Origin of the sequence: Rhodoplanes sp. SY1 (assembly GCF_046000175.1) — a bacterium.
Lineage (GTDB): Bacteria > Pseudomonadota > Alphaproteobacteria > Rhizobiales > Xanthobacteraceae > Rhodoplanes.
In genome coordinates this window covers 1-26,577 of sequence record NZ_JBEOMB010000142.1, presented here as the reverse complement: position 1 = coordinate 26,577, position 26,577 = coordinate 1, and the positions used below count along the sequence as shown (strand labels likewise).

The 26,577-nt window shown below is 70.7% G+C and carries 26 protein-coding genes; 12 read left to right on the top strand and 14 right to left on the bottom strand.

The window, feature by feature from the left end; genetic code table 11:
- Positions 1-80: 80 nt before the first annotated feature.
- Both ABTU92_RS25910 and ABTU92_RS25905 read right to left on the bottom strand, forming a co-directional pair.
- Positions 81-614, bottom strand: a complete 534-nt coding sequence (locus ABTU92_RS25910; protein ID WP_408094492.1) for a TRAP transporter small permease — start codon at positions 612-614, stop codon at positions 81-83.
- A 247-nt stretch (positions 615-861) separates the two neighbouring features.
- Entirely contained in the window at positions 862-1,896 is a 1,035-nt protein-coding gene (locus ABTU92_RS25905; protein WP_408094491.1) for a DctP family TRAP transporter solute-binding subunit, read from the bottom strand.
- A gap of 203 nt (positions 1,897-2,099) precedes the next feature.
- Here ABTU92_RS25905 and ABTU92_RS25900 point away from each other — a divergent pair, with 203 nt between their 5' ends.
- The 3 genes from ABTU92_RS25900 to ABTU92_RS25890 all read left to right on the top strand — a co-directional run bounded on the left by ABTU92_RS25900 (position 2,100) and on the right by ABTU92_RS25890 (position 3,186).
- Positions 2,100-2,357, top strand: a complete 258-nt coding sequence (locus ABTU92_RS25900; RefSeq protein ID WP_408094490.1) for a type II toxin-antitoxin system RelE family toxin — start codon at positions 2,100-2,102, stop codon at positions 2,355-2,357.
- Positions 2,354-2,728, top strand: a complete 375-nt coding sequence (locus ABTU92_RS25895; RefSeq protein WP_408094489.1) for a helix-turn-helix transcriptional regulator — start codon at positions 2,354-2,356, stop codon at positions 2,726-2,728. The genes ABTU92_RS25900 and ABTU92_RS25895 overlap by 4 nt, the downstream gene beginning before the upstream one ends.
- A gap of 95 nt (positions 2,729-2,823) precedes the next feature.
- Positions 2,824-3,186, top strand: coding sequence for a hypothetical protein (locus ABTU92_RS25890; RefSeq protein ID WP_408094488.1), 363 nt, complete (start codon positions 2,824-2,826; stop codon positions 3,184-3,186).
- Positions 3,187-3,251: 65 nt separating this feature from the next.
- Here ABTU92_RS25890 and ABTU92_RS25885 read toward each other — a convergent pair whose 3' ends face one another.
- Positions 3,252-4,409, bottom strand: coding sequence for a YbhN family protein (locus tag ABTU92_RS25885; protein ID WP_408094487.1), 1,158 nt, complete (start codon positions 4,407-4,409; stop codon positions 3,252-3,254).
- Positions 4,410-4,703: 294 nt separating this feature from the next.
- On the opposite strand from ABTU92_RS25885, the gene ABTU92_RS25880 reads away from it, so the two are divergent.
- Entirely contained in the window at positions 4,704-5,759 is a 1,056-nt protein-coding gene (locus ABTU92_RS25880) for a glycosyltransferase family 4 protein (RefSeq protein ID WP_408094486.1), read from the top strand.
- Here ABTU92_RS25880 and ABTU92_RS25875 read toward each other — a convergent pair.
- The 3 genes from ABTU92_RS25875 to ABTU92_RS25865 all read right to left on the bottom strand — a co-directional run bounded on the left by ABTU92_RS25875 (position 5,647) and on the right by ABTU92_RS25865 (position 7,556).
- Positions 5,647-6,840 (bottom strand): hypothetical protein, encoded by a 1,194-nt coding sequence (locus tag ABTU92_RS25875; RefSeq protein ID WP_408094485.1) that lies wholly within the window; start codon positions 6,838-6,840, stop codon positions 5,647-5,649. The two genes, ABTU92_RS25880 and ABTU92_RS25875, sit on opposite strands and share 113 nt — an antisense overlap.
- A gap of 85 nt (positions 6,841-6,925) precedes the next feature.
- On the bottom strand, positions 6,926-7,177 hold the full coding sequence (locus tag ABTU92_RS25870; RefSeq protein ID WP_408094484.1) for a DUF2249 domain-containing protein: 252 nt from the start codon (positions 7,175-7,177) through the stop codon (positions 6,926-6,928).
- Positions 7,178-7,187: 10 nt separating this feature from the next.
- Complete coding sequence (locus tag ABTU92_RS25865; RefSeq protein WP_408094483.1) at positions 7,188-7,556, bottom strand: metal-sulfur cluster assembly factor; 369 nt, start codon at positions 7,554-7,556, stop codon at positions 7,188-7,190.
- Positions 7,557-7,729: 173 nt separating this feature from the next.
- Here ABTU92_RS25865 and ABTU92_RS25860 point away from each other — a divergent pair, with 173 nt between their 5' ends.
- Entirely contained in the window at positions 7,730-7,984 is a 255-nt protein-coding gene (locus ABTU92_RS25860; protein WP_408094482.1) for a DUF1858 domain-containing protein, read from the top strand.
- Positions 7,985-8,271: 287 nt separating this feature from the next.
- Here the strand turns inward: ABTU92_RS25860 and ABTU92_RS25855 are convergent, their stop codons facing one another.
- Positions 8,272-8,970 carry a Crp/Fnr family transcriptional regulator gene (locus tag ABTU92_RS25855; RefSeq protein ID WP_408094481.1) on the bottom strand — a complete coding sequence of 233 codons (699 nt, stop codon included), beginning with the start codon at positions 8,968-8,970 and terminating at the stop codon, positions 8,272-8,274.
- 145 nt (positions 8,971-9,115) lie between these two features.
- Positions 9,116-10,102 carry a LysR family transcriptional regulator gene (locus ABTU92_RS25850; protein ID WP_408094480.1) on the bottom strand — a complete coding sequence of 329 codons (987 nt, stop codon included), beginning with the start codon at positions 10,100-10,102 and terminating at the stop codon, positions 9,116-9,118.
- A gap of 75 nt (positions 10,103-10,177) precedes the next feature.
- On the opposite strand from ABTU92_RS25850, the gene ABTU92_RS25845 reads away from it, so the two are divergent.
- From ABTU92_RS25845 to ABTU92_RS25825, 5 genes are all read left to right on the top strand, one after another.
- Positions 10,178-11,086: a MaoC family dehydratase N-terminal domain-containing protein gene (locus ABTU92_RS25845; protein WP_408094479.1), complete on the top strand. Its 909-nt coding sequence runs from the start codon at positions 10,178-10,180 to the stop codon at positions 11,084-11,086.
- The gene (locus tag ABTU92_RS25840; protein WP_408094478.1) at positions 11,083-12,324 is read left to right on the top strand and encodes a CaiB/BaiF CoA transferase family protein; all 1,242 of its coding nucleotides are present in this window, start codon (positions 11,083-11,085) and stop codon (positions 12,322-12,324) included. Before ABTU92_RS25845 ends, ABTU92_RS25840 begins: the two co-directional genes overlap by 4 nt.
- A complete protein-coding gene (locus ABTU92_RS25835) occupies positions 12,321-13,301 on the top strand; it encodes a Bug family tripartite tricarboxylate transporter substrate binding protein (RefSeq protein ID WP_408094477.1) in 981 nt (326 codons plus the stop codon). The genes ABTU92_RS25840 and ABTU92_RS25835 overlap by 4 nt, the downstream gene beginning before the upstream one ends.
- A 49-nt stretch (positions 13,302-13,350) precedes the next feature.
- The gene (locus tag ABTU92_RS25830; RefSeq protein WP_408094476.1) at positions 13,351-14,220 is read left to right on the top strand and encodes an HpcH/HpaI aldolase/citrate lyase family protein; all 870 of its coding nucleotides are present in this window, start codon (positions 13,351-13,353) and stop codon (positions 14,218-14,220) included.
- 196 nt (positions 14,221-14,416) lie between these two features.
- Positions 14,417-15,949, top strand: a complete 1,533-nt coding sequence (locus ABTU92_RS25825) for a bifunctional metallophosphatase/5'-nucleotidase (RefSeq protein WP_408094475.1) — start codon at positions 14,417-14,419, stop codon at positions 15,947-15,949.
- Between the two features lie 312 nt (positions 15,950-16,261).
- Here the strand turns inward: ABTU92_RS25825 and ABTU92_RS25820 are convergent, their stop codons facing one another.
- Together ABTU92_RS25820 and ABTU92_RS25815 are read right to left on the bottom strand one after the other, a co-directional pair.
- Entirely contained in the window at positions 16,262-17,980 is a 1,719-nt protein-coding gene (locus ABTU92_RS25820; protein WP_408094474.1) for a methyl-accepting chemotaxis protein, read from the bottom strand.
- Positions 17,981-18,422: 442 nt separating this feature from the next.
- Positions 18,423-19,517, bottom strand: a complete 1,095-nt coding sequence (locus ABTU92_RS25815; protein ID WP_408094473.1) for a DUF2336 domain-containing protein — start codon at positions 19,515-19,517, stop codon at positions 18,423-18,425.
- Between the two features lie 397 nt (positions 19,518-19,914).
- Between ABTU92_RS25815 and ABTU92_RS25810 the strand changes: the two genes are divergently transcribed.
- On the top strand, positions 19,915-21,438 hold the full coding sequence (locus ABTU92_RS25810) for an acetyl-CoA hydrolase/transferase family protein (RefSeq protein WP_408094472.1): 1,524 nt from the start codon (positions 19,915-19,917) through the stop codon (positions 21,436-21,438).
- 215 nt (positions 21,439-21,653) lie between these two features.
- Here ABTU92_RS25810 and ABTU92_RS25805 read toward each other — a convergent pair whose 3' ends face one another.
- The 4 genes from ABTU92_RS25805 to ABTU92_RS25790 all read right to left on the bottom strand — a co-directional run bounded on the left by ABTU92_RS25805 (position 21,654) and on the right by ABTU92_RS25790 (position 24,702).
- Positions 21,654-22,454, bottom strand: a complete 801-nt coding sequence (locus tag ABTU92_RS25805; protein ID WP_408094471.1) for an amino acid ABC transporter ATP-binding protein — start codon at positions 22,452-22,454, stop codon at positions 21,654-21,656.
- Positions 22,438-23,091 carry an amino acid ABC transporter permease gene (locus ABTU92_RS25800; RefSeq protein WP_408094470.1) on the bottom strand — a complete coding sequence of 218 codons (654 nt, stop codon included), beginning with the start codon at positions 23,089-23,091 and terminating at the stop codon, positions 22,438-22,440. Before ABTU92_RS25800 ends, ABTU92_RS25805 begins: the two co-directional genes overlap by 17 nt.
- Positions 23,092-23,101: 10 nt before the next feature.
- Complete coding sequence (locus tag ABTU92_RS25795; RefSeq protein WP_408094469.1) at positions 23,102-23,764, bottom strand: amino acid ABC transporter permease; 663 nt, start codon at positions 23,762-23,764, stop codon at positions 23,102-23,104.
- A 137-nt stretch (positions 23,765-23,901) separates the two neighbouring features.
- Positions 23,902-24,702 (bottom strand): transporter substrate-binding domain-containing protein, encoded by an 801-nt coding sequence (locus ABTU92_RS25790; RefSeq protein ID WP_408094468.1) that lies wholly within the window; start codon positions 24,700-24,702, stop codon positions 23,902-23,904.
- A gap of 355 nt (positions 24,703-25,057) precedes the next feature.
- Here ABTU92_RS25790 and ABTU92_RS25785 point away from each other — a divergent pair.
- A partial coding sequence (locus tag ABTU92_RS25785) for a PAS-domain containing protein (protein WP_408094467.1) occupies positions 25,058-26,577 on the top strand: 1,520 nt, incomplete at its 3' end.

The window sequence follows — 26,577 nt, the reverse complement described above, 5'->3', positions numbered from 1 at the left end:
CACCCCGACCCTCTCCCCGCACGCGGGGAGAGGGAGCGCGGGCGCCGTGCCGAGCGTCGTCCTCGAAAGCGCGGCCTTCATCACAGGGGCTCGATCAGGTCGTGGCTCGGCCGACGCTTTGCGCGCAGCACCCGGATCAGGTGGCCGATCGCGCGGGCGATCACGGCGAGCGAGAGGAGCGGCAGCGCGGCCGTGTAGATCCATTGCGGCTCGCCCAGCCCCGGCGACGTCACCTCGAAGCGGTACTCGTCCCAGACCAGCCGGGCGCCGAGCCAGACGAGCAGGCCGAACATCGCCATGGTGGCGAGGCTCGCGATCACCTCGGCGATCTTCTCGGCCGTGCGCGGCAGCAGGCTGGTGAAGAAGACGATGCGGATCTGCCGGTCGGCCGCCGTGGCGATGCCGGCGCCGAGCAGCGTCACCACCACCATCAGGGCGATGGAAAACTCCTCTGTGAAGGCGAAGGAGTAGTTGGTGAGGTATCGCGCGATGACGTTGCCGAGCGTGATCAGGCACAGCGCCGCCATCGCGGCGGCGGCCAAGACCTTCTCGAACGTGAGCGGCACCCGCACGGGCGGGTCCTTGGTGACGAACGGATCGGGATTTTCAGTCATGACGAAGGTGCTCGGCCGCGTTCCCGGACTCACGAGGGCCGTCGACCGCGGCCACCCCCCTCCCTGTCCCTCCCCCACAAGGGGGGAGGGAACGATAGAGGCGGATCGCTCTCATGCGGGAGGTCGGCATGAAATGGAGCTGAGGTGCTTAAATCGTCTGCCAGGAGCCGCAGCCGGCTCCCTCCCCCCTTGTGGGGGAGGGGTGGGGAGGGGGGCGACCTGACGAGCCTTGGCGATCGATCTAAGATCACTTCCGCGCCGCCACGGCCTTCTCGGCGGCGTCGACGAGGGGCGCGCCGATGCGGGCCTTCCACTTGTCGTAGACGGCCTTGGTGGCGTCCTGGAACGCCTTCTGCTCGGCCGGCGTCAGGCGGATCACGGTGACGCCGAGCGCCTCGATCGCCTTCAGGGTCGCCGGATCCGTCTCGGTGATGCCGGTGCGGGCGAGCTGCTTGCTGTAGGCGCCGGCCTCCAGCGCGGTCTCGCGCAGGAGCTTCTGGTCCTCCGCCGAGAACGTGTCCCACACCGGCTTCGACACCGCGAAGATCAGCGGGTCGGCGACGTAGCCCCACAGCGTCAGGTGCTTCTGGCCGACCGTGTTGAGCTTGGCCGCGACATAGACGGCGAGCGGGTTCTCCTGGCCGTCGACCGCGCCGGTGGAGAGCGCCGGCTGGGCGTCGGCCCAGCTCATCTGGGTCGGGTTGGCGCCGAGCGCCGTGAAGGTCTCGTTGAACAGCGGCGAGCCGACGACGCGGATCTTCAGGCCCTTGAGATCGGCCGGGGTGCGCACGTCGCGCTTCGAGTTGGACAATTCGCGAAACCCGTTCTCGCCCCAGGCGAGCGGCACCACGTCCTTCTTGGCGACGACGTCGAACAGCGTCCTGCCGGCCTCGCCGCCCGTGATGGCGTCGATCGCCTTGTGGTCGGGCATCAGAAACGGCAGGGCGAACAAGTTCAGCTCGGCCACCTGGGGCGACCAGTTGATGGTCGAGCCGACCGCCATGTCGATGACGCCCTGGCGCATCGCGGTGAATTCCTTGGTCTGGTCGCCGCCGACCAGCTGGGCGCCCGGATAGACCTTGAGGTTGATGCGGCCCTGCGAGCGCTCCTTGACGAGGTCGGCCCAGCGCTGCGCCGACACGCCCCACGGGAACGGCGCGCCGAGCACCGTGGAGACCTTGTATTCGGGCTTGTAGGACTGGGCGGCGGCGGGCGGCGGCAGCAGGACGCCGGGGGCGATCGCGGCGCCGAGGGCGAGCGCAGCGAGCAGGCGCTTGGTCATGAAATGTCTCCCAGAAGTTCGGCGGTGGGGTTTTCGTCCGTCGCGGGCGGGTCGTCCAGTCATTTTCTTGCAGGGCCGACGTGCCGGTGCAACCGACGAGCAGCCGCCGGTCCGGCCGAGCGAGCCCCTTTCGTCTCCGGCTGTGTCATAGCAGATCGCTATTTCCGATCGCGCGGCGCCTAGCGTTTCGCTATTCTTCCGGTATGCTCGTCGCCTACAGAAAATCGGCCCTGCGGGCGCTGCTGAGGATGCCGCCGAGCACGGTGCGCTTGATCCGGTCGAAGATCGAGCAATACGCGGCGGACCCGGCGAGTCTCGCGAACAACGTCAAGCGGCTCCAGGGCCGTGACGGCTATCGGCTCCGGGTCGGAGACTATCGGGTGATCTTCGACCAGGACGGCGTCGTCATGGACATCATCGACATCGGTCCGCGCGGCAGCATCTACGAGGAAGGACGATGAACAAGCCTGCCATCATCACGAGCCCGAGCGGCGACCGACTCGCCGTCATCCCTCTCGAGGAATACGAGCGCCTGACCGAGGCTGCCGAAGACGCCGCGGACGTCCGCGCCTACGACGCCGCAAAGAGCCGGATCGCAGCCGGCGAGGACGAGGCCATCCCGGCTGCGTTCGCGAACCGCATCCTCGACGGCGAGAACAAGGTGCGGGTCTGGCGCGAGTTCCGCGGCATGACGGTCAAGGATCTCGCCGCCGCCGCCGGGATCACGGCCGCGTATCTGTCGCAGATCGAGACGGGAACGCGGGACGGCTCGATCGCCACCTTCAAGAAGATCGCGGCCGCCCTGAAGGTTTCCATCGACGACATCGCATGACCGGCGACGTTGCGGCCGTGCCGAGCCGGGGCTAGCGTTTCGCCGGGACAAGGCCAGGCCGCGCGCCCGGTTTGCGCGGCGGGGGAGACGGTGCAATGGCGGCGGTCGGCCGGAACTGTAACGACCAGAAGATCAGCGACCAGAAAATCTACTCGGTCATCGTCAAGTTCAAGGACGACGGCTCGCTCGCCCAGTGCGCGGCCGTGCGGCACGACGGCAGGTTGTGGCTGGTGCCGGAGTGGATCGACGATCCCGCGGCGCCGCTGATGCGGCCGGAGCGGATGGTGTGCATCGAGGGGCTGCCGCTGAAGGACGGCGGCACGCTGGGTGCGCGAAAGTTCGACTGGATCCTGCGGCCCGAGATCCCGAAGGCGGTGCTCACCGGCCCGCTGCCGCCGCCGCCCGACTGGCCGCTGCCCGTGGTCGCGCGGCCGGACCTGCCGTTCCCGCGCGACTGATCTCGCGCCCGCGCGACTGATCCCGCGGCACCCGGCCTCGCTCCGACCAGACGACAGGACGCGCCCTACGGCGCCTCCATGGCCTTGCGGCGGCGCGCCGCCAGCACGGCCTCGCGAATTCCCATGATGGTGAGCGAGGCGGCGAACGGCACGACGAAATACATCAGCCGGAAGATCAGGAGCCCGGCGATCAGCTGCTCCTTGTCGAAGAAGGCGAGGCCGACCAGCATGGCGGCGTCGAAGACGCCGATCGAGCCGGGAGCGTGGCTGGCGAAGCCGAGCAGCGTCGCGGCGATGAAGATGCCGGCCAGCGTGAAGAAGTGGATGTGCGGCTCGGCCGGCACCAGCATGAACATGGCGAGCGAGCAGAACGTCAGGTCGGTGATGCCGATGCCGATCTGCAGCAGCGTCGAGCGGCCGCCCGGCAGCCGCACGTTGAGCTTCTTGACCCCGAGGGTGCGTGGCGCGCCCCACACCCAGAACACCCACCCGGCGAGCCCGATCAGGAGCGCGATGCCGATCAGCCGGTTGACGGCCGGGGCGAGCTGGTCGACGGCGCCGACCGCAACCGGATCGTAGATCATCGCGAGCCCGAGCACGGCGAGGTTGCCGAGCCAGAAGGTCAGGCCGGTGATGAAGCAGATCTTCGCCACGTCGATGAGCCGCAGCCCGTAGGCCGAGTAGATGCGCCAGCGGATCGCGCCGGCCGAGAAGGCGGTGGCGCCGATGTTGTGGCCGATCGTGTAGCTGGTGAAGCTCACCATCGCGGCGACCCGGTACGGGACGTTGCGAATGCCGAGCGTGCGCAGCGCGAACCAGTCGTAGAGGGTCAGCGTCGCATAGGCCATGGCGACGCAGAGGCCGGCCTTGACCAGGTTCTCGGGCGGGATGTTCCTCAGCCCGACCCGGATCTTGTCGAGATCGATGTCGTGCAGCACGTTGTAGAGCACGACCGCCGAGATGCCGATGATCGTGCAGGCGAGCGCGGCGCCGACCCAGTTCCATCGCACCCGGGCGAGGGCGGCCCGCACCGGCGCGAGCCAGGCGGGGCCGGCGGACGACCGCGCCGCCACATCGGCGCCCGGCAACTCGACGCCCGGCAACTCGACGCCCGGCGTCTCGACGCCCGGCGGATCGCCGGACAGCGCCGCCGGATCGTCGCCGCGGGAGGGCTCGCCCGGCGCGACGGGGTCGGGTCCTGGTTTCAGCAAGGTCTTCGTCACACGTGTTTTTCTGGCCGGCCGAAGGCCCGGGTCGCGCGGCATCGCGCCCGGCGGATCCGGATGTTTCACAGCCGTGCGACAGAGACACGACAGGGAGGCCGGCACGTAGCACGCCGCGGCGCGCCCGTCACGGATCTCGGCGTCGCAGACCGGACCGGCATCGCGTGCACGCCGCGCCGGCGGGCGGCCGTCACGGTCCCGTCAAGGCGGCGTCATAGACCAGCGGGACAACGAGGGATGAATCGGGATGCGGCATCGTCGAGCGGACTGCGGGCCGGGACGTCGGAGGGCCTCATGCGAATCCTGATCGCGACCGACGCCTGGCACCCGCAGGTCAACGGCGTCGTGCGCACCCTGCGCTCGCTCGCCGGGGCCGTCGAGACGCTCGGCGCCTCGATCGACTTCCTCACCCCCGAGGGCCTGCGCACCGTGGCGCTGCCGAGCTACCCGCAGATCCGGCTCGCGGTGCCGCCGCCCGGCGCGATCGCCCGCCGCATCGACGCGATCCGGCCCGACATCGTCCATATCGCGACCGAGGGGCCGATCGGCCATCTGGCGCGACGGCACTGCCTGCGCACCGGCCGGCGCTTCACGACGAGCTTCCACACCCGCCTCGCGGACTACGCGGCGGCGCGCTGGCCGATCCCGGCCGACCTCACCTGGAGCTGGCTGCGCTGGTTCCACAACGCCGGCTGCGCCACCATGGCGGCGACCCCCTCGCTCGTCGCCGAGCTGCAGGGCCGCGGCTTCCGCAAGGTGATGCGCTGGCCGCGCGGCGTCGACGTGACGCTGTTTCGGCCGCGGCCGGGACGCGACCTCGGGCTGCCGCGGCCGGTCTTCCTCAGCGTCGGACGGGTGGCGGTCGAGAAGAACCTCGAGGCGTTCCTGGCGCTCGACCTGCCCGGCAGCAAGGTGGTGGTCGGCGACGGCCCGGCCCGTGCGGCGCTCGCCGCGGCCTATCCGGACGCGCATTTCCTCGGCGAGCGGCACGGCGAGGCGCTGGCCGAGATCTATGCGGCGGCCGACGTGTTCGTGTTCCCGAGCCGCACCGACACGTTCGGGCTGGTGCTCCTGGAGGCGTTGGCGAGCGGCCTGCCGGTCGCCGGCCTGCCGGTCGCCGCGACGCAGGACGTGGTCGGCGACGCGCCGGTCGCCGTGCTGGACGAGGACTTGCGCGCCGCGTGCCTGGCCGCGCTCGACATCCGGTCGGAGCCGTGCCGGGCCTATGCGATGACGCTCACCTGGGAAGAGAGCGCACGGCGCTTCCTCGCCAACCTGCAGGGTGCGGGCGTGTGGACGGAGCCGACCGGGCGGCGCGAGGAGCGGCGCTCGCATCTGGCGCGGGCCTGACGGCGCCGACAGCGGCCCCGGCGCGTGCCGCCGGGCGCTTGCGCACGATGCCGCCGACGATCAGGCCGACGAAGCCGACGAGCGCGAGAAGCGTCAGCGGTCCGCTCCAGGCCCGGACCGCGTCCTCGGCCAAAATGTCGCCGCCGACCCGCAGCGCCACCGCGAGGTGCAGGACGGCCAGCGGGAGATAGAACCACGGCCGATAGGCGATCCGCACCCGTGCCACGGCGGGCAGGATGATCAGCGCGTGGCCGAACACCATCGACAGCACGAAGCCGATCAGCACGGCGTGCAGGGCGGCGTCGTAGCCGAATGTGGTGGTCGACGGCGGCATCGCGATCAGGAGCGCGCCGGCGATGCCGAGCCAGAGATAACCGGCCGCCATGCAGGCCGCCATGAAACGGGTCTGGCCGGTCTGGCGGAGGGTGTGGCGGACCACGTCGTGGCGGGCGAGCCAGACCGCCAGCACCAGCAGCGCGAGGCCGTAGACGGCGGCGCCGAGCGTCGCGGAGAGGGTCAGGATCGCGCCCGTCGCGAGGAGGACGACGCCCGCCACGAACAGGATCTCGCTGCCGCGCTTCTTCGCCATCAGCCGGCCGAGCTCGAGCCGCTCGCCCGCGATGGTGAGGACGAGGAAGCCGATCCACCAGCCGGAGACGGCGGGGATGTCGGCGCCGGCGGCCCAGAGCAGCGTGCCGGCCAGCCACGAGAGCGCGCCGGCCGCGAGCGTCGCGTTGAACAGGGTGCGCTGGCGCGACGTGATCACGAGCGTCACGCCGAGCAGCAGCGCGGCCGACACGGCGTAGGCGGCGGCGCCGATCGGAATCGGTGCGCCGGCGAGCAGCAGCACCGAGCCGGCCGCCGCGCAGGCCGGCGCGGCGTAGCCCCAGGTGCGCCCGAAGGCGACGGCGCGCTCGAGCCCGATCACGGTGCCGAACAGGCCGCAGATCAGCAGCGCGCCATGCAGGGCGGCGGCGTTCGCCGCGTGCGGCAGGTCGAAGCCGAGCCGATAGAGCCCGCCCCACAGGCCGCACGCCATGGCGACGATGCCGCAGGCGAGCAGGGTTGCGCGCAGCGCCATCCGGGGCGCCGGCGCCGCGGCGTGGGCCGCGCCGGGTGCCGCCGCCGGCGCCACGGTGGGCGCCGGGGACGTCGCGCGTGTCACTTCAGGCGGCGAGACGATGGATGCGGACGCGCCAGACATCGGGGCCTTCCTCCAGATAGCTCCAGCCGAACGCGTCCGGGTGGGCGACGTCGAGATACTCGCGCAGCGGCGCCGGATCGTGCGGCGCCGCGACCACCAGATCGGTGTCGGTCGGCAGGTCCGTTATGGTGCGGATAATGGCGCTGCGGCAGGTGCCGGGCGGCAGCGCCCGGACGTCGATCAGAATCTCCTTGGTCGCGGTCTCGGTGGTCATCGAAAAATCCTCAGCGGGTTCGCGGTGGGCGGCCGAGCAGTTCGAGGCCGCGGTCGGTGATGCGGTCCGGATCCCAGGGCGGGTCCCAGACCAGGGCGACGTCGATCCGTGGGATCGACGGAAAGCGTTCCGCGAGGGCCTCACGCGCGTCGGCGAGGATCATCTCGCCGAGCGGGCAGGCCTGTGCCGTGAGGGTGAGCGCGACCGTCACGGCCTCGGCCGAGCGCCGCGCCTCGTAGACGAGGCCGAGATCGACGACGCTGAGCCCGATCTCGGGATCGATCACGTCGGTGAGTGGATCGAGGACATCGGGATCCAGCACGCCGGGATCCAACACGCCGGGATGGAGCGTTTCGACAGTCGGGACGGTGAGCGTCATGACGAACCTCGCGGTGACGCGGCGACCATGGCGCGGCGGGCCGCGGCGGTCTTTGCCGGGGCACAAACTGCCGTGCGATCGCACCGTTCCGCCGACAGCTTGTGCCCGGACAAAGAGCGTTTCCGCCGCTCGCCTTAGAACGGCAGGGTCGCAACGGCGCGAGGAGGCTTCTCATGACGATCCGACCGAACCGCCTGGTCGCGGACGTCCTCTCCGACGCCCCGGCGACGCTGCGCGTCTTCCTCGACTTTCACATGCGCTGCGTCGGCTGCCCGATCGCGAGCTTCCACACGCTCGCCGACGCGGCCCGCGAGCACGGCGTCGATCTCGACCGCTTTCTCGCCGCGCTGCACGCGGCCGCCGTCGCGCCGGCACTCGGCTTCCCCCCGCCGCCGATGGCCGGCGAGCAGGCGGCCGAGCGCGGGTGAGGGCGAGCCTCGTCATTCCGGGGCGCAGCGGAGCTGCGAACCCGGAATCCAGCGGCAAACTCTGCGTCCTCGGCTGGATTCCGGGTTCGGCGCTGCGCGCCGCCCCGGAATGACCAGCGACTGAATCAGTGGGATGCCATCTGAATCGTCATGCCCGGCCCTCGTGCCGGGCATCCACGTCTCGTGCCCTCGGCAGCGTGCGATACGTGGATGGCCGGGACGAGCCCGGCCATGACGACGTTTTCCGGCATCGGCGCGCAGCGATCTCGCGTCGCGCGGCGTCCTGATCACTTCTCTGCGTCGTCGGCGATCAGCAGGAGCTGGTGCGGCTCGCGCACCGTGATCTTCTGACGGCCGCTCTCGACCAGGCCGCGGTCCTCCCAGGCGCTGATGATGCGGCTGACCGTGTGCAGCGTGGTGCCGGTCATCTCGGCGATGTCCTGGCGCGAGATCGGGAAGTCGATGCGCACCCCGGTCTCGACCTTCTTGCCGGCCTGCTGGGCGAGGCGCAGCAGCGTGTGGGCGACGCGGCGCTCGACCTGCTCGGTCGACATCTCGACGACGCGGGTGTGGAGCTCCTGGATGCGGCCGCCGACCGTCTGCAGCGTGTTGGTGGCGAGCGACGGATGCGCCGCGACGAGCCGGGCCCACGAGCCGGACGGCCATTGCAGCGCGATCGAGTCGACCACCGCCACGGCGGTCCCTGGATAAGTGGTGCGGCCGATCGCCGAGGCGACGCCGAACACCTCGCCGGGCGCGACGAAGCGCACCACCACCTGCTGGCCGTCCTGGGTCAGCTTGAAGACGCGCAGACGGCCGTGCAGCAGCACGAAGAAGGAATGCGCGTCGGCGTCCTGCTGGAACACGGTCGTGCCCTTGGGATAGCGCACCGGCTGCGCCTCCTGCAGCAGCGCCTCGCGTTCCTTCGGCGGCATGCCGGCGAACAGCGGCACGGCGGCGACCAGAACAGGATCGATGGCGGCCATCAGGAGCACCTCGGCGACGAGACGTTGCGACTGAACGGTTCCGCTCGTCCCCGCGAAGGCGGGGACCCAGGGGCGGCTCGACTCGTGGCCCCTGGATTCCCGCTTGCGCGGGAATGAGCGGAGATGAGCAATGTGACGACGTGATCTAGCACGCCGCCGCGGGAGCGTCGCCATCCGGCGCGTCGGCGCGGCCCTCGGGCGAGCCGGCGGTGCCATGGTCCTGATCACGGCCGAAGGTGCGCAGGATGTCGTCCATCAGGTCCTGGGCGGCGCCCGACAGCATGCGGTCGCGCCGCCGCATCAGGCCGATGGTGCGGGTGAGCGCCGGCCGGCGCAGCGGCACGGCGACGACGCCCGCCGCGGCGGCACCGGCGAGCGCCGATTCGGGCAGCGCCGTCAGCCCGGCGCCGGCGGCGACCAGCGCCACGGCGGTGGAGAGATGCCGCACCTCGATGCGCCAGCTCGCCTCGACCCGGGTCTGGGCGAGGCCGGCCTCGATGATGCGGCGGTTTTCGCTCAGCGGGCCGATCGAGACGAGCGGCTCGCGGTCGAGCTCGTCCCACGAGACGGCGCTGCGCCCGGCGAGCCGGTGGCCGCGCGGGCAGACGAGAAAGAACGGCTCCTCGGCGAGCGGGATGCACTCGATCTCCCACGGCTCGGAGCCGATGGCGGCGAGCGCGAAGTCGAGCCGGTTCTGCTCCAGCATGGCCCGGATCTCGGTGGCGGAGAGGTCGAACACCGTGATCTCGCCGCCCTGCCAGCCCTGCCGGTGGCGGGCGAGCGCGCCAGCGAGGTAGCGCACCGCGAGCGTCGGCAGGCAACCAACCGCGATGTCGTGGCCGCGGCTCAGGTCGCCGGCGCGCCGCATGGCGTCGCGCAGCCGGCCGATCGCGGCCTGCGCCTCGGGCAGCAGCGCGGCGCCGGCGGGGGTGAGCCGCACCGGCTGGGCGCGGCGGACCAGCAGCTTCTGGCCGACGATCTGCTCCAGCCGCTGCAGCCGGCGGGTGAGCGCCGGCTGGCTGATGCCGAGCCGGGTGGCGGCGCGGTGGAACGAGCCGAGGTCGGCGACGGCGATGAAGGCGTCCAGGCCGGGGAGGTCGAGATACATGGCGCGATGATGCATGTGATGCATCGAGTTGTCATCTCGTTGCATTGGACGGTGCGCCGCACCCTGTCGCAGTCTTCCGGAAAACCACGAGGAGCCCCGATGAGCGCGACCCTGACCGAACCCGCCCGCGCTGATACCGACACCCTGCAGGGCTGGGTCGGCCGCCAGGAGGTCGCCGAGGACGAGGCTGCGGCCGTGCTGGTGCAGCGCGTCGCGGCGCTGCTCGACCGCGACCCGGCGGCGTTCCGGACCGGCGCCAGCGTGCCCGAGGGCTGGCATGTCGCCTTCTTCACGCCGCTCGCCGTGCAGTCGCAGCTCGGCCCGGACGGCCACCCGCGGCGCGGTGATTTCCTCCCCCCGGTGGCGCTGCCGCGCCGCATGTTCGCCGGGCGCCGGCTGCGGTTCCTGGCGCCCATCCGCATCGGGGCGTCGCTGCGCCGGACCTCGACCATCGCGGCGATCACGCCGAAGCGCGGCCGCTCGGGCGAGATGGTGTTCGTGCGCGTCGAGCACGTCATCGCGGCGGACGGCACGCCGGCCGTGATCGAGGAGCAGGACATCGTCTATCGCGAGGAGGCGAGCGCGGCGCAGAAGCCGGCGGGCGAGGCGGCCGCGGTGGAGACGGCCGAGGAACTGCCCGAGCCGAACGACCGCGAGAGCTTCGTGCCCGACGCGACCACGCTGTTCCGCTACTCGGCCATCACGTTCAACGCCCACCGCATCCACTACGACACGCCCTACACGCAGGGCGAGGAGGGCTATCCGAACCTCGTCGTCAACGGTGGGCTGACCGCGCTGAAGCTGTGCGAGCTCGCCAAGCGGAACCTGCCGGGCGGCAGGCTCGGGCGGATCAGCCTGCGCAATGTCCGGCCGTTCTTCCTCGGCCGCAAGGCCGAGCTGCGCAGCCGCTGGGAGCCGGACGGGCGGGTGTCGCTGTGGTCGGTCGACGAGCGCGGCCGCGTCCTCACCCAGGGCGAGGCGGCAGCCGAGCCGGGGAGCCCGGAATGATCACAGCGACAGACAAGACGTCCGACGGCGAGCCGCGCGGTCCGCTCGCCGGGATCAGAGTGCTCGACACCACCGGCGTGGTGGTCGGGCCGGTGGCGACCCTGATGCTCGCCGAGCAGGGCGCCGACGTGATCAAGATCGAGCCGCCCGAGGGAGATCTGATGCGCCGCCTCGGCGGCCGCCCGCGAAAACCCGGCATGTCGCCGAAGTTCCTGCACTTCAACCGCAACAAGCGGTCGATCGTGCTCGATCTGAAGTCGGACGAGGGCCGCGAGGTGATGGCGCGCCTGGTCGCCACCGCCGACGTCTTCGTCTCCAACATGCGGCCGCGGGCCCTCCAGTCGCTCGGCCTCACCTTCGCGGCGATGGCGGCGATCAATCCACGCATCGTCCACTGCACCATCTCGGGCTTCGCCACCGGCGGGCCCTATGCCGGCGTGCCGGCCTACGACACCATCATCCAGGGCCTGTCGGGCGTCGCCGCCTGCCACGCCGAGGTGCTGGGCGAGCCGCGCTTCGCGCCCTTCGTGCTCACCGACCATCTGGTCGGCATCGTCGCCGCGCAGGCGATCTGCGCGGCGCTGCTCGGGCGGCAGCGCACCGGCGTCGGCGAGGCGATCGAGGTGCCGATGTTCGAGAACGCGGCCGCCTTCGTGCTGTCCGAGCATCTCGACCAGCGCACTTTCGATCCCGACGGCCACATGGGCGATCCGCGCATCATGAACCCGGACGCGCGGCCGCTGCAGACGCGCGACGGCTATATCTGCGTCTCCGCCAACACCGACGCGCAGATGCGCGCCTTCTTCGACGCCATCGGCCGGCCCGAGCTGAAGGACGACCCGCGCTTCGCGAGCGTGGCGTCGCGCGTCGTCCATGTCCGCGCGTATTTCGCCATCCGGGCGGAGGCGATGCGGGAGCGGACCACGGCCGAATGGGTCGAGATCCTCCGCCGTCACGACGTGCCGGCGATGCCCTATCACACGCTGCAGAGCCTGCTCGACGATCCGCAGCTGCGCGGCTCCGGCGTGCTGACCGACGAAATCCAGAACAACGAAAACGGCCAGGAGGAAAGCATGCTGGGGTTGCGACACCCGAACCGATATTCCAACACCGGCGTTCCCGCCTCGCGGCTGGCGCCGCGCTTCGGCGAGCACGGCGAGGAGATTCTGGCGGAGCTCGGCTTCGGGGCCGACGAGCGGCGCCGGCTCGCCGGCCGCGGTGCGGACGCCGCCGAATGAGGCGCCGCGATCTTTTGGCCGGGGCTGCCGCGATGCTCGCGGCCGGCCCGGTTGCCCCTGCGCTGGCCCAGGGCGAGCCCTGGCCGTCGCAGAACATCAAGCTGATCGTGCCGTTCCCGCCGGGCGCCGCCAACGACACGCTCGGCCGCGCCATCGCCGATCAGCTCGGGCCGCGGCTCGGCAAGACCGTCGTGGTCGACAACCGCTCCGGTGCCGGCGGCTCGCTCGGCTCGACCACGGTCGCGCGCGCCGCGCCGGACGGCTACACGCTGCTGCTCGGCCATATCGGCACGCTCGCGGTCAATCCGGCGATCTATCCCAAGCTCGCCTACGACCCGGTGAAGGACTTCTCCCCGGTCGCCATGATCGCGGCCGTCACCAACGTCATGGTGGTGCATCCCTCGCAGCCGTTCCGCGACCTGCCCTCGCTCGTCGCGTTCGCGCGAAAGAATCCGAACAAGCTGCGCTACTGCTCGGCCGGCAACGGCAGTGCCGGCCACATCGTGATGCTCGCCTTCCTGCAGGCGACCGGGGTGCAGATGGAGCACGTGCCCTATCGCGGGCTGGCGCAGGGGCTCACCGATCTGGTCGCCGGCGTGGTCGAGCTGACGATCGGCGGCGCCCCGACCGTGATGCCGCTGGTCCAGCAGGGTCTCCTGCGCGCCATCGGCGTGTCGAGCCCGAAGCGGATGACGACGCTGCCCGAGCTCGCGACCGTCGCCGAGACGGTGGCGCCCGGCTTCGACGTGCGGCCGTGGTACGGCATCGCCGCGCCGGCCGGCACGCCGCCCGAGATCGTCGGACGGCTCAACACCGAGATCAACGCCATCCTGGACACGCCGGCGGTCAAGAAGCGGCTCGACCAGGAGGGCGCCGAGGCGACGCCGATGACGCCGGAGGCGTTCGGCAAGCTGATCCAGTCCGAGGTGGTGCGCTGGGGCGACCTGATCCGGTCCGCCGGCATCACGGTGCAATGACGTGAGAGGAGGCGGGCGGCGCCGCGGCGCCGTCCGCGGGGGAGACACGATGTCGAAGACCGGATGCGCCGCGCCGTGGCGCTCGCTGATGTACGTCCCCGCCAATGTGCGGCGCTTCGTCGAGAAGGCGCCGCAGGCCGGCGCCGACGCCGTGATCCTCGACCTCGAGGATTCGGTGCCGGCCGCCGCCAAGGAGGCGGCCCGCGCGGCGCTGTCCGAGTCGATCGGGATCGTCCGCCAGGGGTCGTCCCAGGTGCTGGTGCGGATCAATCGGCCGCTGTCGCAGGCGGTGCGGGACGCCGAGGCGGCGGTCGCCGCCGGCGCCGACGGCCTCGTGCTGACCAAGGCGATGGGACCCGAGCACGTGACGCTGTTTGCCGAGCTGCTCGACGTCCTCGCGCCGGTGCCGGACGGAGGGCGCGGCACCGTCATCGTGCCGATCATCGAGACCGCCGAGGCGGTGCCGCTGATCGCCGCCATCGCGGCCGCCTCGCCGCGCGTCGCCGGCCTGCTGTGCGGGGCCGAGGATCTGGCCGCCGAGCTCGGCTGCGCGCCCGACGACGACACCGTGGCGATGATCAAGCGACAGATGGTGATCGGCTGCGCGGCCGCCGGCGTCGCCCCGCTCGGGCTCTTGGGCACGGTCGCCGATTTCCGCGACCCGGAGGCGGTGCGCGCCGTCGCGCTCGCCTCGCGGCGCGCCGGCTTCACCGGGGCGACCTGCGTGCATCCGGCGATCGTGCCGGTGCTCAATGCCGCCTTCGCACCGACCGGCGCCGAGGTCGACCTCGCCCGCCGCCAGGTCGAGGCGGCCGAGGCGGCGGCGCGCGAGGGGCGGGGCTCCTTCGCGGTCGACGGCCGCATGGTGGACGAGCCGATTCTCCGCCGCGCCCGGCGCATTCTCTCGTCGGTGCGTTGAGGTCCCCTGGTCGGGTGGCTTGCGCGGCCGGCGAAACGCGGTAGAGCATCGTCCGCCGAGTTCACCCCATGCTTCGCTCGGGTCCCGCGCAAGCGGGACTCCAGAGCGACGGGTCGTGTCGCCCGTCGCATGGCCCCTAAGTCCCCGCCTGCGCGGGGACGAGCGGAGATCGGGGTCTGCGCCATCTGGGAGCCCCATGATCACGTTCGCTCGCCTTCTTCGTGTCGCCGTTCTCTCGACGCTCGTCCTGCTGATCACGGCGCCCGCACACGCCGCGAAAATCACCTTCGTGCTGGTGAACGACATCTACGAGATGGCCGACCAGCAGATGCAGGACGGCAAGACGCGGGGCGGCTTCGCCCGTCTCGCCGCGGTCGTGAAGGCCGAGCGCGCCAAGGCGGCGGCGGGCGGCGGCACCGTCATCTTCGCCCATGCGGGCGACACGCTGTCGCCGTCGCTGATGTCGGGGCTCGACCAAGGCGCCCATATCGTGACGCTCACCAACATGGTGGCGCCCGACATTTTCGTGCCGGGCAACCACGAGTTCGACTTCGGCAAGGCGGTGTTTCTCAAGCGCATGGGCGAGGCGCGCTTCCCGCTCTATGCCGCGAACCTGCGTGCGCCCGGCGACGCGACGCTCCCCGGCTTCCAGGACCGCAAAATCGTCACGGTCGACGGGGTGAAGATCGGCCTCGTCGGCCTCACCTACGACGACACGCCGCGCGCCTCGAATCCCGAAGACCGCGTGTTCCGCGATTCGGTCGACACGCTGAAGGAGCAGGCGGCGGCGCTGCGCCGTGATGGTGCGGACTTCGTGGTCGCCGTCGTCCACGCCGACCGCGACCAGCAGCGCGCCATGCTGGCGACCGGCGTCGTCGATCTCGTGCTCGGCGGGCACAACCACGACCTGTTCATCAGCTACGACCAGAACGCCGCGCTGGTCGAGTCGAGCTACGAGGCGCTCTACGTCACCGCCGTCGACGTCGACGTGACGGTGACGACGACCACGGAAGGCCGCCGCGCGATGGCGTGGTGGCCGCAGTTCCGCATCGTCGACACCGCGACCGTGACGCCCGACCCGGCGGTCGCCGCCGCCGTGAAGGGATTCCAGGCCGAGCTCGCCAACGAGATGAACGTGCCGCTCGCCACCACGGCGGTCGAGTGGGACGCCCGCAGCGCGACGGTGCGGACCCGCGAGGCGGCGATCGGCAACGTCTTCGCCGACGCGGTGCGCGCCACCATGAAGACCGAGGCGGCGATCCTCAACGGCGGCGGCATTCGGTCCGGCCGGGTGTATCCGGCGGGCTCCGCCGTGACGCGCCGCGACGTGCTGGCCGAATTGCCCTTCTCCAACCGTGTCGTTCCGGTCGAGATCGGCGGCACCGAGCTGCGCGAGGCGATCGAGCACGGTCTCGCCAAGCTGCCCGACGCCTCCGGCCGCTTCCCGCAGGTGTCCGGCCTCACCATCGAGGCGGACGTGTCGAAGCCGGTCGGCAGCCGGGTGCTGTCGATCCTGGTCGACGGCAAGCCGCTCGACCCGCGGCGCACCTACACGGTCGCCGTCAACGACTTCATCGCCCGTGGCGGTGACGGCTACGCGATGGTGCGCGACGCCAAGCACCTGCTGCCGACCGACGACTCGCCGCTGCTCGCCAACGAGGTGATGGTCCATCTGCGCCGCCTCGGCACCGTGACGACCGGCGTCGAAGGGCGCATCAGGCTGAAGTGATCAGGTGGGGGCGGACGGCCTGATACGCACGGGGGGACAGCAAAATGGACGGCGCGTCGATCTGCGGTGCGGGTGTCCTCGGACGATAGGCGAGTGCGGCGTGGCTCCCTCTCCCCGGCGGGGAGAGGGTCGGGGTGAGGGGGGGCCGACGCCGGTTGGTTATCGAGAGGGCGGCACTCCCTCACCCGGAGTTCGCGCCTTCGGCGCGAACTCCGACCTCTCCCCGCTGGGGAGAGGTGTAACGAAGGCGCCACGTCCTGATCCTCGGGCGTCTGCTCGGCTCGCCCGGCGCGAGAGCGTAGGCCGAAGCGGTCACGCCGCCTCGGGCTGAGCGGACTTCACCAGCGTCGCGATGCGCCCGTGCAGGGCGTCGATCTCGCGGCTCATGCCGGCGACCGCCTCGCGCACCTCGATCGAGGCGTGGCCGACCTGATCGGTCTCGGCCGAGACCTGCGCGATGCGGGTCGCGACCGCGTGGGCGGCCGCGTTGGTCTGCTGGATGCTGCGGGCGATCTCGCGCGTCGCCGCGCCCTGCTCCTCGACGGCCGCGGCGACCGCCCCCGTGATGCCGTCGATACCGCGGATGCGCTCGCCGATCTCTTCGACGGCCTTGACGGCCGCCTCGGTGGCGGCACGGATGTTCTGGACGTGGCGGTTGATGTCGTCGGTCGAGCGGGCGGTCTGGCCGGCCAGCGCCTTCACCTCGCTGGCCACCACGGCGAAGCCCTTGCCGGCCTCGCCGGCGCGGGCCGCCTCGATGGTGGCGTTCAGCGCCAGCAGGTTGGTCTGCTCGGCGACGTCGCTGATCACGTGCGACACCTCCGAGATGCGCGCCACCGCCTCCGATAGCGAGCGGATCTTCGCCTGCGCGTCCTCTCCGGCCGCGACGGCGTCGTGAGTCGCGGCGCCCGTCCGGGCGATCTGGTCGGTGATCTCCTGCACCGACGAGGACAGCTCCTCGGCGGCGGCGGCGACCGCCTCGGCGGTCGTCTTGGCCTGGTCGGCGAAGGTCGCGACGCCGCGCGCCGTCTCGCCGACCGCGACAGCCCGGGTCGCCATCCCGGTGGCCGTGCCGCCGACCTGACGTGAGACGTCGCCGATGCCGCTGATCGCGTCGAGCGACTGGCGCTCGACATTACGCGCCATCTCGAGCACGGCGGCGCGCCGTGCACGGTCGGCCGCCTCGCCGGCGGCGATCTGCTCCTGCTTCAGCCGCTCGTTCTCCATGGCGTTGTCCTTGAACACCTGCACGGCCTTCGCCATTGTGCCGATCTCGTCGCCGCGGCCGATGCCCGGGACGGTCGTGGTCAACACGCCGCGCGCCAGCGCCGTCATGGCCGCCGTCATGTCGAGGATCGGCTTCACGATGCCGAAGCGGGCGGCGAGAAATCCGAGCACCAGGGCGGCGCCGATGCCGACGGCCGCGATGCCGAGGATGGTGCGGGTGCCGGCCGTGTAGGTCGCCTGCGCGGCCTCCGAAAGGCGCAGCTTCAGCTTCTCCAGCTCGGCGAAATAGACCCGGGTGCGGTTGCGCGCCTGGCCCTGGGCGTCGCGGCTCTTCGCCGCCAGCGCCAGAAGCTCGGCGCGCTGCTCCGGCGTCGGCGCCGCGCCGAGCTTCTCGGCGAACCCGACGACGTCGGCGGAGGCGCGCCGCAGCGTCTCGATCAGCGGCCCCTGCTCGGCGAGATAGCGCCGGTCGTCGTCGCTCGCCGCCATCCGGGCGAGCAGGGCGATGCGCTCGTCGACCAGCGTCCATTCGGCCCGGAGCTGCTCGGCCGCGTCCCTGATCACCGCGGGGCGCGGATCGGCGACCAGCATCGCCTCGGCCCGGCCGATCGCCGTGAAAGCCGTGTTGAGGCGCGAGCCCAGCACGGCCTTGTCGCCGGCGACGTCGGTCGCCCGTGCGGCGTCCCGCAGCTCCGACATGGCGTCGACGGCGACCACCACGATGGCGGCCGCGGCGATCGCGAGCAGGCCGATCAGGCCGATGATCTTCGTGAGGATGCGAATGCGCGACAGCAGGGAGGACACGGCGCAGCTCCGATGTCAGGGATCGGTGATGGCGGAGTCTCCCACGAAAGCCATGCCGCAAGGTAAATAACCAAATAATGATATTATATAAGCCCAGACAAATGGCTATGCCATCAATCCGTTATATAGGCTTCTGTTGCAAGTGCTTCCGAGGGGTGCCTCAATATAGCGAGGCACGGCAGCATAGTCGTTTCGGGTTGGATATTGCAGCGGGAGCCGCTTATGGAAAATTGGCCGATCGGGCTGTTCCATTGGCTGGTCGACGGCGCGATCGTCGCGGCGGTCGTCTGGCATGTCGGCTGGGGGCGCAAGCAGGACGCCGCGCGGCTCGCCCGCCTGCGGCAGGCGCAGGCGACCTCGGGCGCGACGGCTGGCGCGCAAGCCGGCGCCGCGGCCCGCACGTCGATCGCCGCGGGCGGCGAGCGGCCGGAACGACCGACGGTCAGGCGTGGTCGTGACGGGTCCGCTGGAAGTCGAGGACCTGCTCGGCGGTCGTCCGCTTGATCCGCTCGAAGCTCGACTTCAGGAGGTCGAGATCCTGGTCGTGCCCGCCGGGGCCGGCCTGGTCGCCGTGCCGCACCTGCAGGACGGTGCGGGTGGTGGTCCAGCCGAAGCCGAGCGCCTTCGCCATGAACAGGAGCGACTCGGCGCGGTTCTGCAGAAGGATGCGCTCGACGGTCGGCAGCGGCAGGTCGGCGAGGCGCGCCAGCGCCGCCGCCGTGTGCTCGAACTTGCCAGCCTTCGCGAAGCGCCGCGTCGCCGTCTCGGTCAGGCCGCCGGCCTTCTCCAGCGCCGCGACCTCGGCGGTGGCCGCCGCGTAGTCGGTCGATTCGGCGGCCGTGCGGGCCGCGATCGCGTGGGTGACGCGGGCCACGATGCTGCGGATGTCGCCGGGCTGCTCGGCGTGGCCGTCCTGGAGCTGGGTCCGCACCGCGTCGGACGCCTTGGCGAGCAGGCGGACGAAATGGTGCCGCGGCAGATCGGACCGTCGGCCGATCCGGGTCGCCAGCACGTCGTCGCCGTCGGCGCGCTCCACCAGCGCCTCGAATCCTTCCTCGGAGAACCGCGAGCCCGCGTTGTCGGCGACGCTGCGCACCACCATGTCGCTGCCGCGCGTCACCAGCACGTCGGTGATCGGCTCGCTCACCACCGGCCGCTTGGTGATCGCCAGGAGATGCACCTGGCTTCCGGCGCGGGCGCAGGCGACGAGGTCGGCCTCGTCGAGGCTGTCGGCGTGGATCAGCATCGGGGCGGCGACGGCCGGCGCCTCGTCGAGGGCAAGGCTGCGGGTGACCCGCGGCGGCGACACCGGCGCGCCGGCGAGCCGGCGGGCGAGCTCGCGCTTGGCGCTATCCTCGATGTCGACCAGGAGGCGGCCGAGCACGTCGTCGAACACCGCGACCTGCTCGTCGGAATACTGCACGGCGCCGTCGAGAAACAGATCCGTGACCCGCTGGAGGAGCCGGGCCCGGTCGGCCGCCGTGCCGGTCGTCAGGGTCTCGTCCAGTTCGTCGATCAGACGCGACGACTCGGCCATGTTGTCCACACGCCTTTCGACGAATGCACGCGGCCCGGCCGGGCGCGCGGCGACGCGCTCCGGCGGGCGCGACGCCGCGACGGCGTTCCGCTCCGTCCGGAGGCCAGATCACACGTGACGGTACTGGACCTGATTTGAGCATCCGTTAACGCGCATTCGAATGGTTCGGAGCCGGAACTGCGGCCGCAACGGGCAACGTGATCAGTTTCGCGGCGGCGGACCTGCCGGGACGCGAGCCGCGAACGCGGTTCCACCCCTGATCGCGCGCGGCCGGCGCATGGGAGATATTCGAACGGCACCAGTAAGTTGTTCGTCGGATGGTTGAGCCAGGAGGGCGCGTATAAGTCGGCGGCGGCTGAATGAAGAACCGTGAACCCCCAACGACGAACGGAACGTCATGTCCAACGCCGACCGCATCCTCAATCCCGCCCTCCGTTCGAAGATCATGTCGGCCGACGAGGCCGCAGCGCTCATCACGCCCGGCGCGAACGTGGGCATGAGCGGCTTCACGGGCGCCGGCTACCCCAAGGCCGTGCCGCTCGCGCTGGCGAACCGCATCGACGCCGCGCACGCCCGCGGCGAGCCGTTCCGGATCGGCGTGTGGACCGGCGCCTCGACGGCGCCGGAGCTCGACGGCGCCCTCGCCAAGGTCAACGGCTTCGCGATGCGGCTGCCCTACCAGTCCGATCCGAACTGCCGCAAGCAGATCAACTCGGGCGAGATGGAGTACACCGACATCCATCTCTCCCACGTCGCCCAGTACGCCTGGTTCGGCTTCCTCGGCCACCTCGACGTCGCCGTGGTCGAGGTCGCGGCGGTGCTGGAGGACGGCCGGCTCTTGCCGGCGAACTCGATCGGCAACAACAAGACGTGGCTCGACCAGGCCGACAAGGTGATCCTCGAGGTGAACTCGTGGGTCAATTCCGGCCTCGACGGCATGCACGACATCTACTACGGCACCCGCCGTCCGCCGGACCGGCGTCCGGTGCCGATCAACAATCCGGGCGACCGCATCGGCGACCGCTACTACACGATCGACCCGAGCAAGATCGTCGCCGTGGTCGAGACCGACAGCCGCGACCGCAACAGCCCGTTCACGCCGCCCGACGCGAACTCGAAGCTGATCGCCGGCCACATCCTCGACTTCCTCGCCCACGAGGTGCGGCGTGGCCGCCTGCCGCGCAACATGCTGCCGCTGCAGTCCGGCGTCGGCAATGTCGCCAACGCCGTGCTGGGAGGCCTGATCGAGGGGCCGTTCGAGGATCTGACGGCGTACACGGAGGTGCTGCAGGACGGCATGCTCGACCTGATCAAGGCCGGCAAGATGCGGTTCGCCTCGGCGACCGCCGTGTCGCTGAGCCCCGACGCCGCGCTCGCCTTCAACAACGACGCCCAGGAGATGAAGAAGAGCGTCATCCTGCGCCCGCAGGAGATCTCCAACCATCCGGAGGTGATCCGGCGGCTCGGCATCATCGCCATGAACGGGCTGATCGAGGCCGACATCTACGGCAACGTCAACTCGACCCACATCGGCGGCACCGCGATCATGAACGGCATCGGCGGCTCGGGCGACTTCGCCCGCAACGCCTTCCTGTCGATCTTCATGACGCCGTCGACGGCCAAGAACGGCGCGATCTCGTGCATCGTCCCGATGGTCACGCATGTCGACCACACCGAGCACGACGTCCACGTGGTCGTCACCGAGCAGGGGCTCGCCGATCTGCGCGGCCTGTCGCCCAAGCAGCGCGCCAAGGTGATCATCGAGAACTGCGCGCATCCGGACTACAAGCCGGCGCTGCGTGAGTACTTCACCCGTGCGCTGGAGGAGTCGCCCGGCCGCCACACGCCGCATCTACTCGACGAGGCGTTCCGCTTCCTGCCCGCGTGGAAGGCCCAGCAGGCGAGCCGCGCCGCGGAGTAGGGCGGGCCGCGCGACAGTCTTTGGTTCGAAACACGAGGGGTGGCGTACCGGTGCGCCACCCCTCGTGCCGATTACTCCTCCGCCCTCTGAGGAGGCCGCGCAGCGGCCGTCTCGAAGTGCGAGGGCGGCCTCCGCTTGCCGGCCACATGGTTCGAGACGCGGCCTTTCGGCCGCTCCTCACCATGAGGGTCGGTCGATGCGATCGCGCGCCGCCCTCACTCGTGCAGCGACGAGAGAAACTGCTTCAGCTCCGCCGTCTGCGGGGCGCCGAAGATCGCGTCGGGCGGGCCGGACTCGTGCACCCGGCCCTGGTGCATGAAGATCACCCGGTCGGCGACCTTTCGCGCGAAGCCCATCTCGTGGGTCACCATCAGCAACGTCATGCCATCCTCGGCGAGGCTCTCGACGACGCGCAGCACTTCGCCGACCAGCTCCGGGTCGAGCGCGCTGGTGATCTCGTCGCACAGCATCACGGCCGGATCCATGGCGAGCGCGCGGGCGATGGCGACGCGCTGCTGCTGGCCGCCGGAGAGCTGATCCGGCATCGCGTCGAACTTCTCCGCGAGCCCGACGCGGGCGAGCAGCGCCCGGGCGCGCGCCTCGTTCTCGACGGGCTTGCGCTTCTTCACCAGCCGCGGCGCCAGCATCACGTTGCCGCCGACGGTGAGGTGCGGGAACAGGTTGAAGCTCTGGAAGATCATCCCGACGCGCTGGCGCAGCTCGCGCATCGCCTGGGCGCTGTCGTGCAGCAGCGGCTTGCCGTCGACCGTGAGCGAGCCTTCCTGGAACACCTCGAGCCCGTTGATGCAGCGGAGCAGCGTGCTCTTGCCGGAGCCGCTCTTGCCGATGATCGCGACCACCTCGCCGCGCATCACGTCGAGGTCGATGCCCTTGAGCACCTCGTGGGCGCCGAACGACTTGCGCAGCGCCGTGATGCGCAGGATCGGGGCGCCGATCGCGGTGTGCGGCGTGGCGACGGCGGCGTCGTCCGCGGGAGTGTCAGTGACGGCCGGCATGGAGCCTCCTTTCGAGCGAGCCGGCGCACAGGCTGATCGGGAAGCACAGCGCGAAATAGATCAGCGCCACGCAGCCGTAGACCAGCAGCGGCTCGTAGGTGACGTTGGCGATCATGCCGCCCGCCTTGGTGAGCTCGACGAAGCCGATCACCGAGGCGAGCGCGGTTCCCTTGACGACCTGCACCAGGAAGCCGACCGTCGGCGGCACGGCGATGCGCAGCGCCTGCGGCAGCACGACATGGACGAGCTGCTGGCCGAAACCGAGCGCGAGGCTCGCCGAGGCCTCCCACTGGCCGCGCGGGATCGCCTCGACGCAGCCGCGCCAGATCTCGGTCAGATAGGCCGAGGCGTAGAGGGTCAGCGCGGCGCAAGCCGCTACCCAGGGTGACGTCTCGATGCCGAACAGCGCGATGCCGAAATACAGGAGGAAGAGCTGCATCAAGAGCGGGGTGCCCTGGAAGAGCTGCACATAGGCGGCGATCGCCACCTCGACGATCCGATTGCGGCCGAGCCGCAGCACCAGAAGCGCGAGCCCGACCACGCCGCCGCCGACGAAGGCGATCAGCGACAGCACCACGGTCCAGCGCGCCGCGAGCAAGAGGTTGCGCAGGATGTCCCAGAGGGTGAACTCGACCACGGGTCTCTCCTCAGCGGCCGAAGACGAAGCGCGGGCCGGCCCAGGACAACAGCCGCCGGACCGTCACGGCGAGGCCGAGATAGACGAGCGTCGCCAGGATGTAGGCCTCGAAGGCGCGGAAGTTGCGGCTCTGGATCAGGTTGGCCGCGTGGCTCAGCTCCTCCATCGAGATCTGTCCGCACACGGCGGAGCCGAGCATCACGATGATGATCTGGCTGGTCAGCGCCGGCCAGACGCGGCGCAGCGCCGGCGGCAGCACGATGTGCAGGAACACCTGGAGCCGGTTCAGCGCCAGGCTCTCGGCCGCTTCGATCTGGCCGCGCGGCGTCGCCTGGATGCCGGCCCGGACGATCTCGGTCGCGTAGGCGCCGAGATTGATGGTCATGGCCAGCACCGACGCCGTGAGCGGCGTCAGCTTCACGCCGGCCGCCGGCAGCCCGAAGAAGATGAAGAAGAGCTGCACGATGAACGGCGTGTTGCGGATCAGCTCGACATAGGCGGTGACCGGGATGCGCAAGCCCAGGGGACCGGAGAGCCGGGCCCAGGCGCAGGCGATGCCGATCGCCGAGCCGAGCAGGGCGGCGACGGCGGTGAGGCCGAGCGTCCAGGCCGCGCCTTCCAGAAGGAGCGGCCATTGGACGAGGACGGGCCAGAAGTCGAGCGCGACGCGCATGGCTTCATCCGGAAGGCGGAGCAGGGACCGGAGCAGGGACCGGAGCGGGAGACCGGGACGGGAGACCGGAGCGGCGGCCGCGGTCGCGGCGCGCCGTCCCGGGCGCGGATCACGGTGGGCGGATCACAGCACGCGGATCAGAGCGGCAACTCGCCGGCGCCGCGCTTCAGCCATTTCTGCGACAACGTCTCCAGCGTGCCGTCGGCCTTGGCGGCCAGGATGATCTCGTTGACCTTGCCGCGCAGCGCGTCCTCGCCCTTGCCGACGCCGACGAAGCACGGGCTGTCGCGCAGCAGCAGCTTGTACTCGACGCCGAGGCCGGGGTTCTTCTGGCTGAGCACGCCGATGTTCGAGACGCTGGTGGCGATCACCTGGGTCTGGCCGGACGCGAAGGCGGCCGTGGTGGCGGCTTGGTCCTCGAACCGCTTGACGATGGTGGTCGGCGGCGCCACCTGGGCCAGCATCTCGTCCTCCATGGCGCCGCGGGCAACCGCCACGGTCTTGCCGGCGAGATCGGCGAAGGATTTGATCTCGGTCGCCTTGAGGGCGAAGACGCCCTGGTAGAAGGGCGCGTAGGCGTGGCTGAAATCGATGATCTTGGCCCGCTCCTCGTTGCGCCCGAGGGTCGAGACGATCAGGTCGATCTTCTTGGTCTGCAGGTAGGGGATGCGGTTGGCGCTGACCACCGGCACGAGCTCGGCCTTCACGCCCAGCTTGGCGGCGATCAGGTTGGCGATGTCGATGTCCAGGCCCATGGGCGCGAGGGTCGGCCCGACGAAGCCGTAGGGCGGGTAATCGGTCGGGACGCCGATCCTGACGGTCTTGGCCTTCAGGACGTCGGCGAGCGCGGTCTGCGCTTGGGCCGCGCCGAAGGGGAGCGCCAGGACGGCGAGGCCGACGGCGACGACGAGGCTGCGCTTCGAAAGCGTCGAGTGCATCGGGCGAGGATCCTTGTCTCGTGGAACGACGAAAGGGGCGGGGATGCCGCTCGGGACTGCGCGGGGGTGCCGCTCCAGAAGCAATCCCCGGGCCATGATCCGGCCGGGGACCGTTCCTGCGGGGCGGCGCGGAGTCGGGCCGTCCGCCGCGTCCGGGGCGCTGTCGAGCGGTTTTGACGGCTTTCGAATTGTACAATTCGATCAGCAGGATAAGCCGAATGTTTCCGGTCCTGACGTAGCCCTGGGCTTAAGTCCAAATTATCTAAGACTCGAACGTGCCCCGGACTGTTAAGCCGAAAGAAACGGCGACCGAAAAAGATCGGGGCGCACTGTTAAGACACCGAAAACCAGTCCGATGACGCTGCCGATTCTCCAGTTGCCGAAGCTGATCGCCGAGCGGCGGAGCTCGGCGATTCTCGGCGTCGTCATCATCGCGATGCTGTGGGCCGGCATCGCCTGGAAATATTACGAGGGCGTCCGGGCGGACGAGCGCGAGGCGGAGCGCACCAACCAGAACTTCGCCATGGTGTTCGAGGAGAACGTGCTGCGATCGATCGGCGAGATCGACAAGGCGCTCCTCTACATGCGCCGCAGCATCGAGACCCGCAAAGACTCGACCGACTACCACACCATCGTCGCCACCACCGACGTGCTGAGCGAGATCATCGTCCAGGTCGCCATCATCGATGCCAAGGGCATCATGCGCGCCTCCAACGCGGGCCCGCAGCCGGCGCCGCCGACCGACCTGTCGGACCGCGAGCACTACCGGGTCCATGTCGACAGCCCCGACGACGTCCTGTTCATCTCGAGGCCGCTGGTCGGCCGGATCAGCGGCAAGTGGTCGGTCCAGTTCACCCGGCGCTTCCTCAACACCGACGGCAGCTTCGCCGGCGTCGTCGTCGCGTCCCTGGATCCGGCCCATCTCACCCAGTTCTACGACAAGATCGATCTCGGCCCGTCGGCCTCGATCTCGCTGATCGGCAGCGACGGCGTCGTCCGTTCGAGCGGCGGCCGGTCCGGGGGCCTCGGCCTCGGCACCGACCTGCGCGGCACCCGGGTCCACGACGCCATCGCGGCCGGGACGAACAACACCTTCGACATGATCGATCCCGAGTCGGACGACCCGCGGCTCGTCACCATCCGCAAGGTGAGGGGACACCCGTTGTGGGTGAGCGTCGGCGTCGACAAGGCGGACATCTACAAGAGCGCGATCTCCACCCTGCAGCTCCACGTCACGGTCGGCCTGCTGCTCACCGTGCTGATTCTCGTCGCCGTCAACCGCATCCTGCGCTCCGAGGCGCGCGCCGTGCAGAAGAGCGAGCAGCTCCGGCTCACCCTCGAGCACATGAGCCAGGGCATCATGCTGGTCACCCGGAGCCACGAGATCCCGGTGATCAACCGGCGCTGCGCCGAGCTCCTCGACCTGCCGCCCGAATGCGCCGAGCATCCGCCGCGGCTCGACGAGCTCGCCGAGCGGACCACCCGCCGCGGCAAGCTGCGCGACGTCCTGCTGCCGGCGCGCGGCAGCGCCGATCAGGTGACGACGGCGGGCCAGCGCCGCGTCACCGTGTGCGAGCGCATCCTGCCGGACGGGACCGTGCTGGAGCTGCGCACCGCCCATCTCGACGACGGCAGCTTCATCCATACGCTCTCCGACATCACCCAGCGCTGGCAGGCGGAGGCGCGGGTCGCGCGTCTCGCCGCCGAGGATCCGCTCACCGGGCTGCCCAATCGCCGCGTCTTCCATTCGGCGCTGGATCAGGTGGGCCGTGGCGCCACCGGCGCCGACGGCGTGCCGGTGCCGGATCACGCGGTGCTGTTCCTCGATCTCGACCGCTTCAAGGTGATCAACGATACGCTAGACCGTTTTTCGCT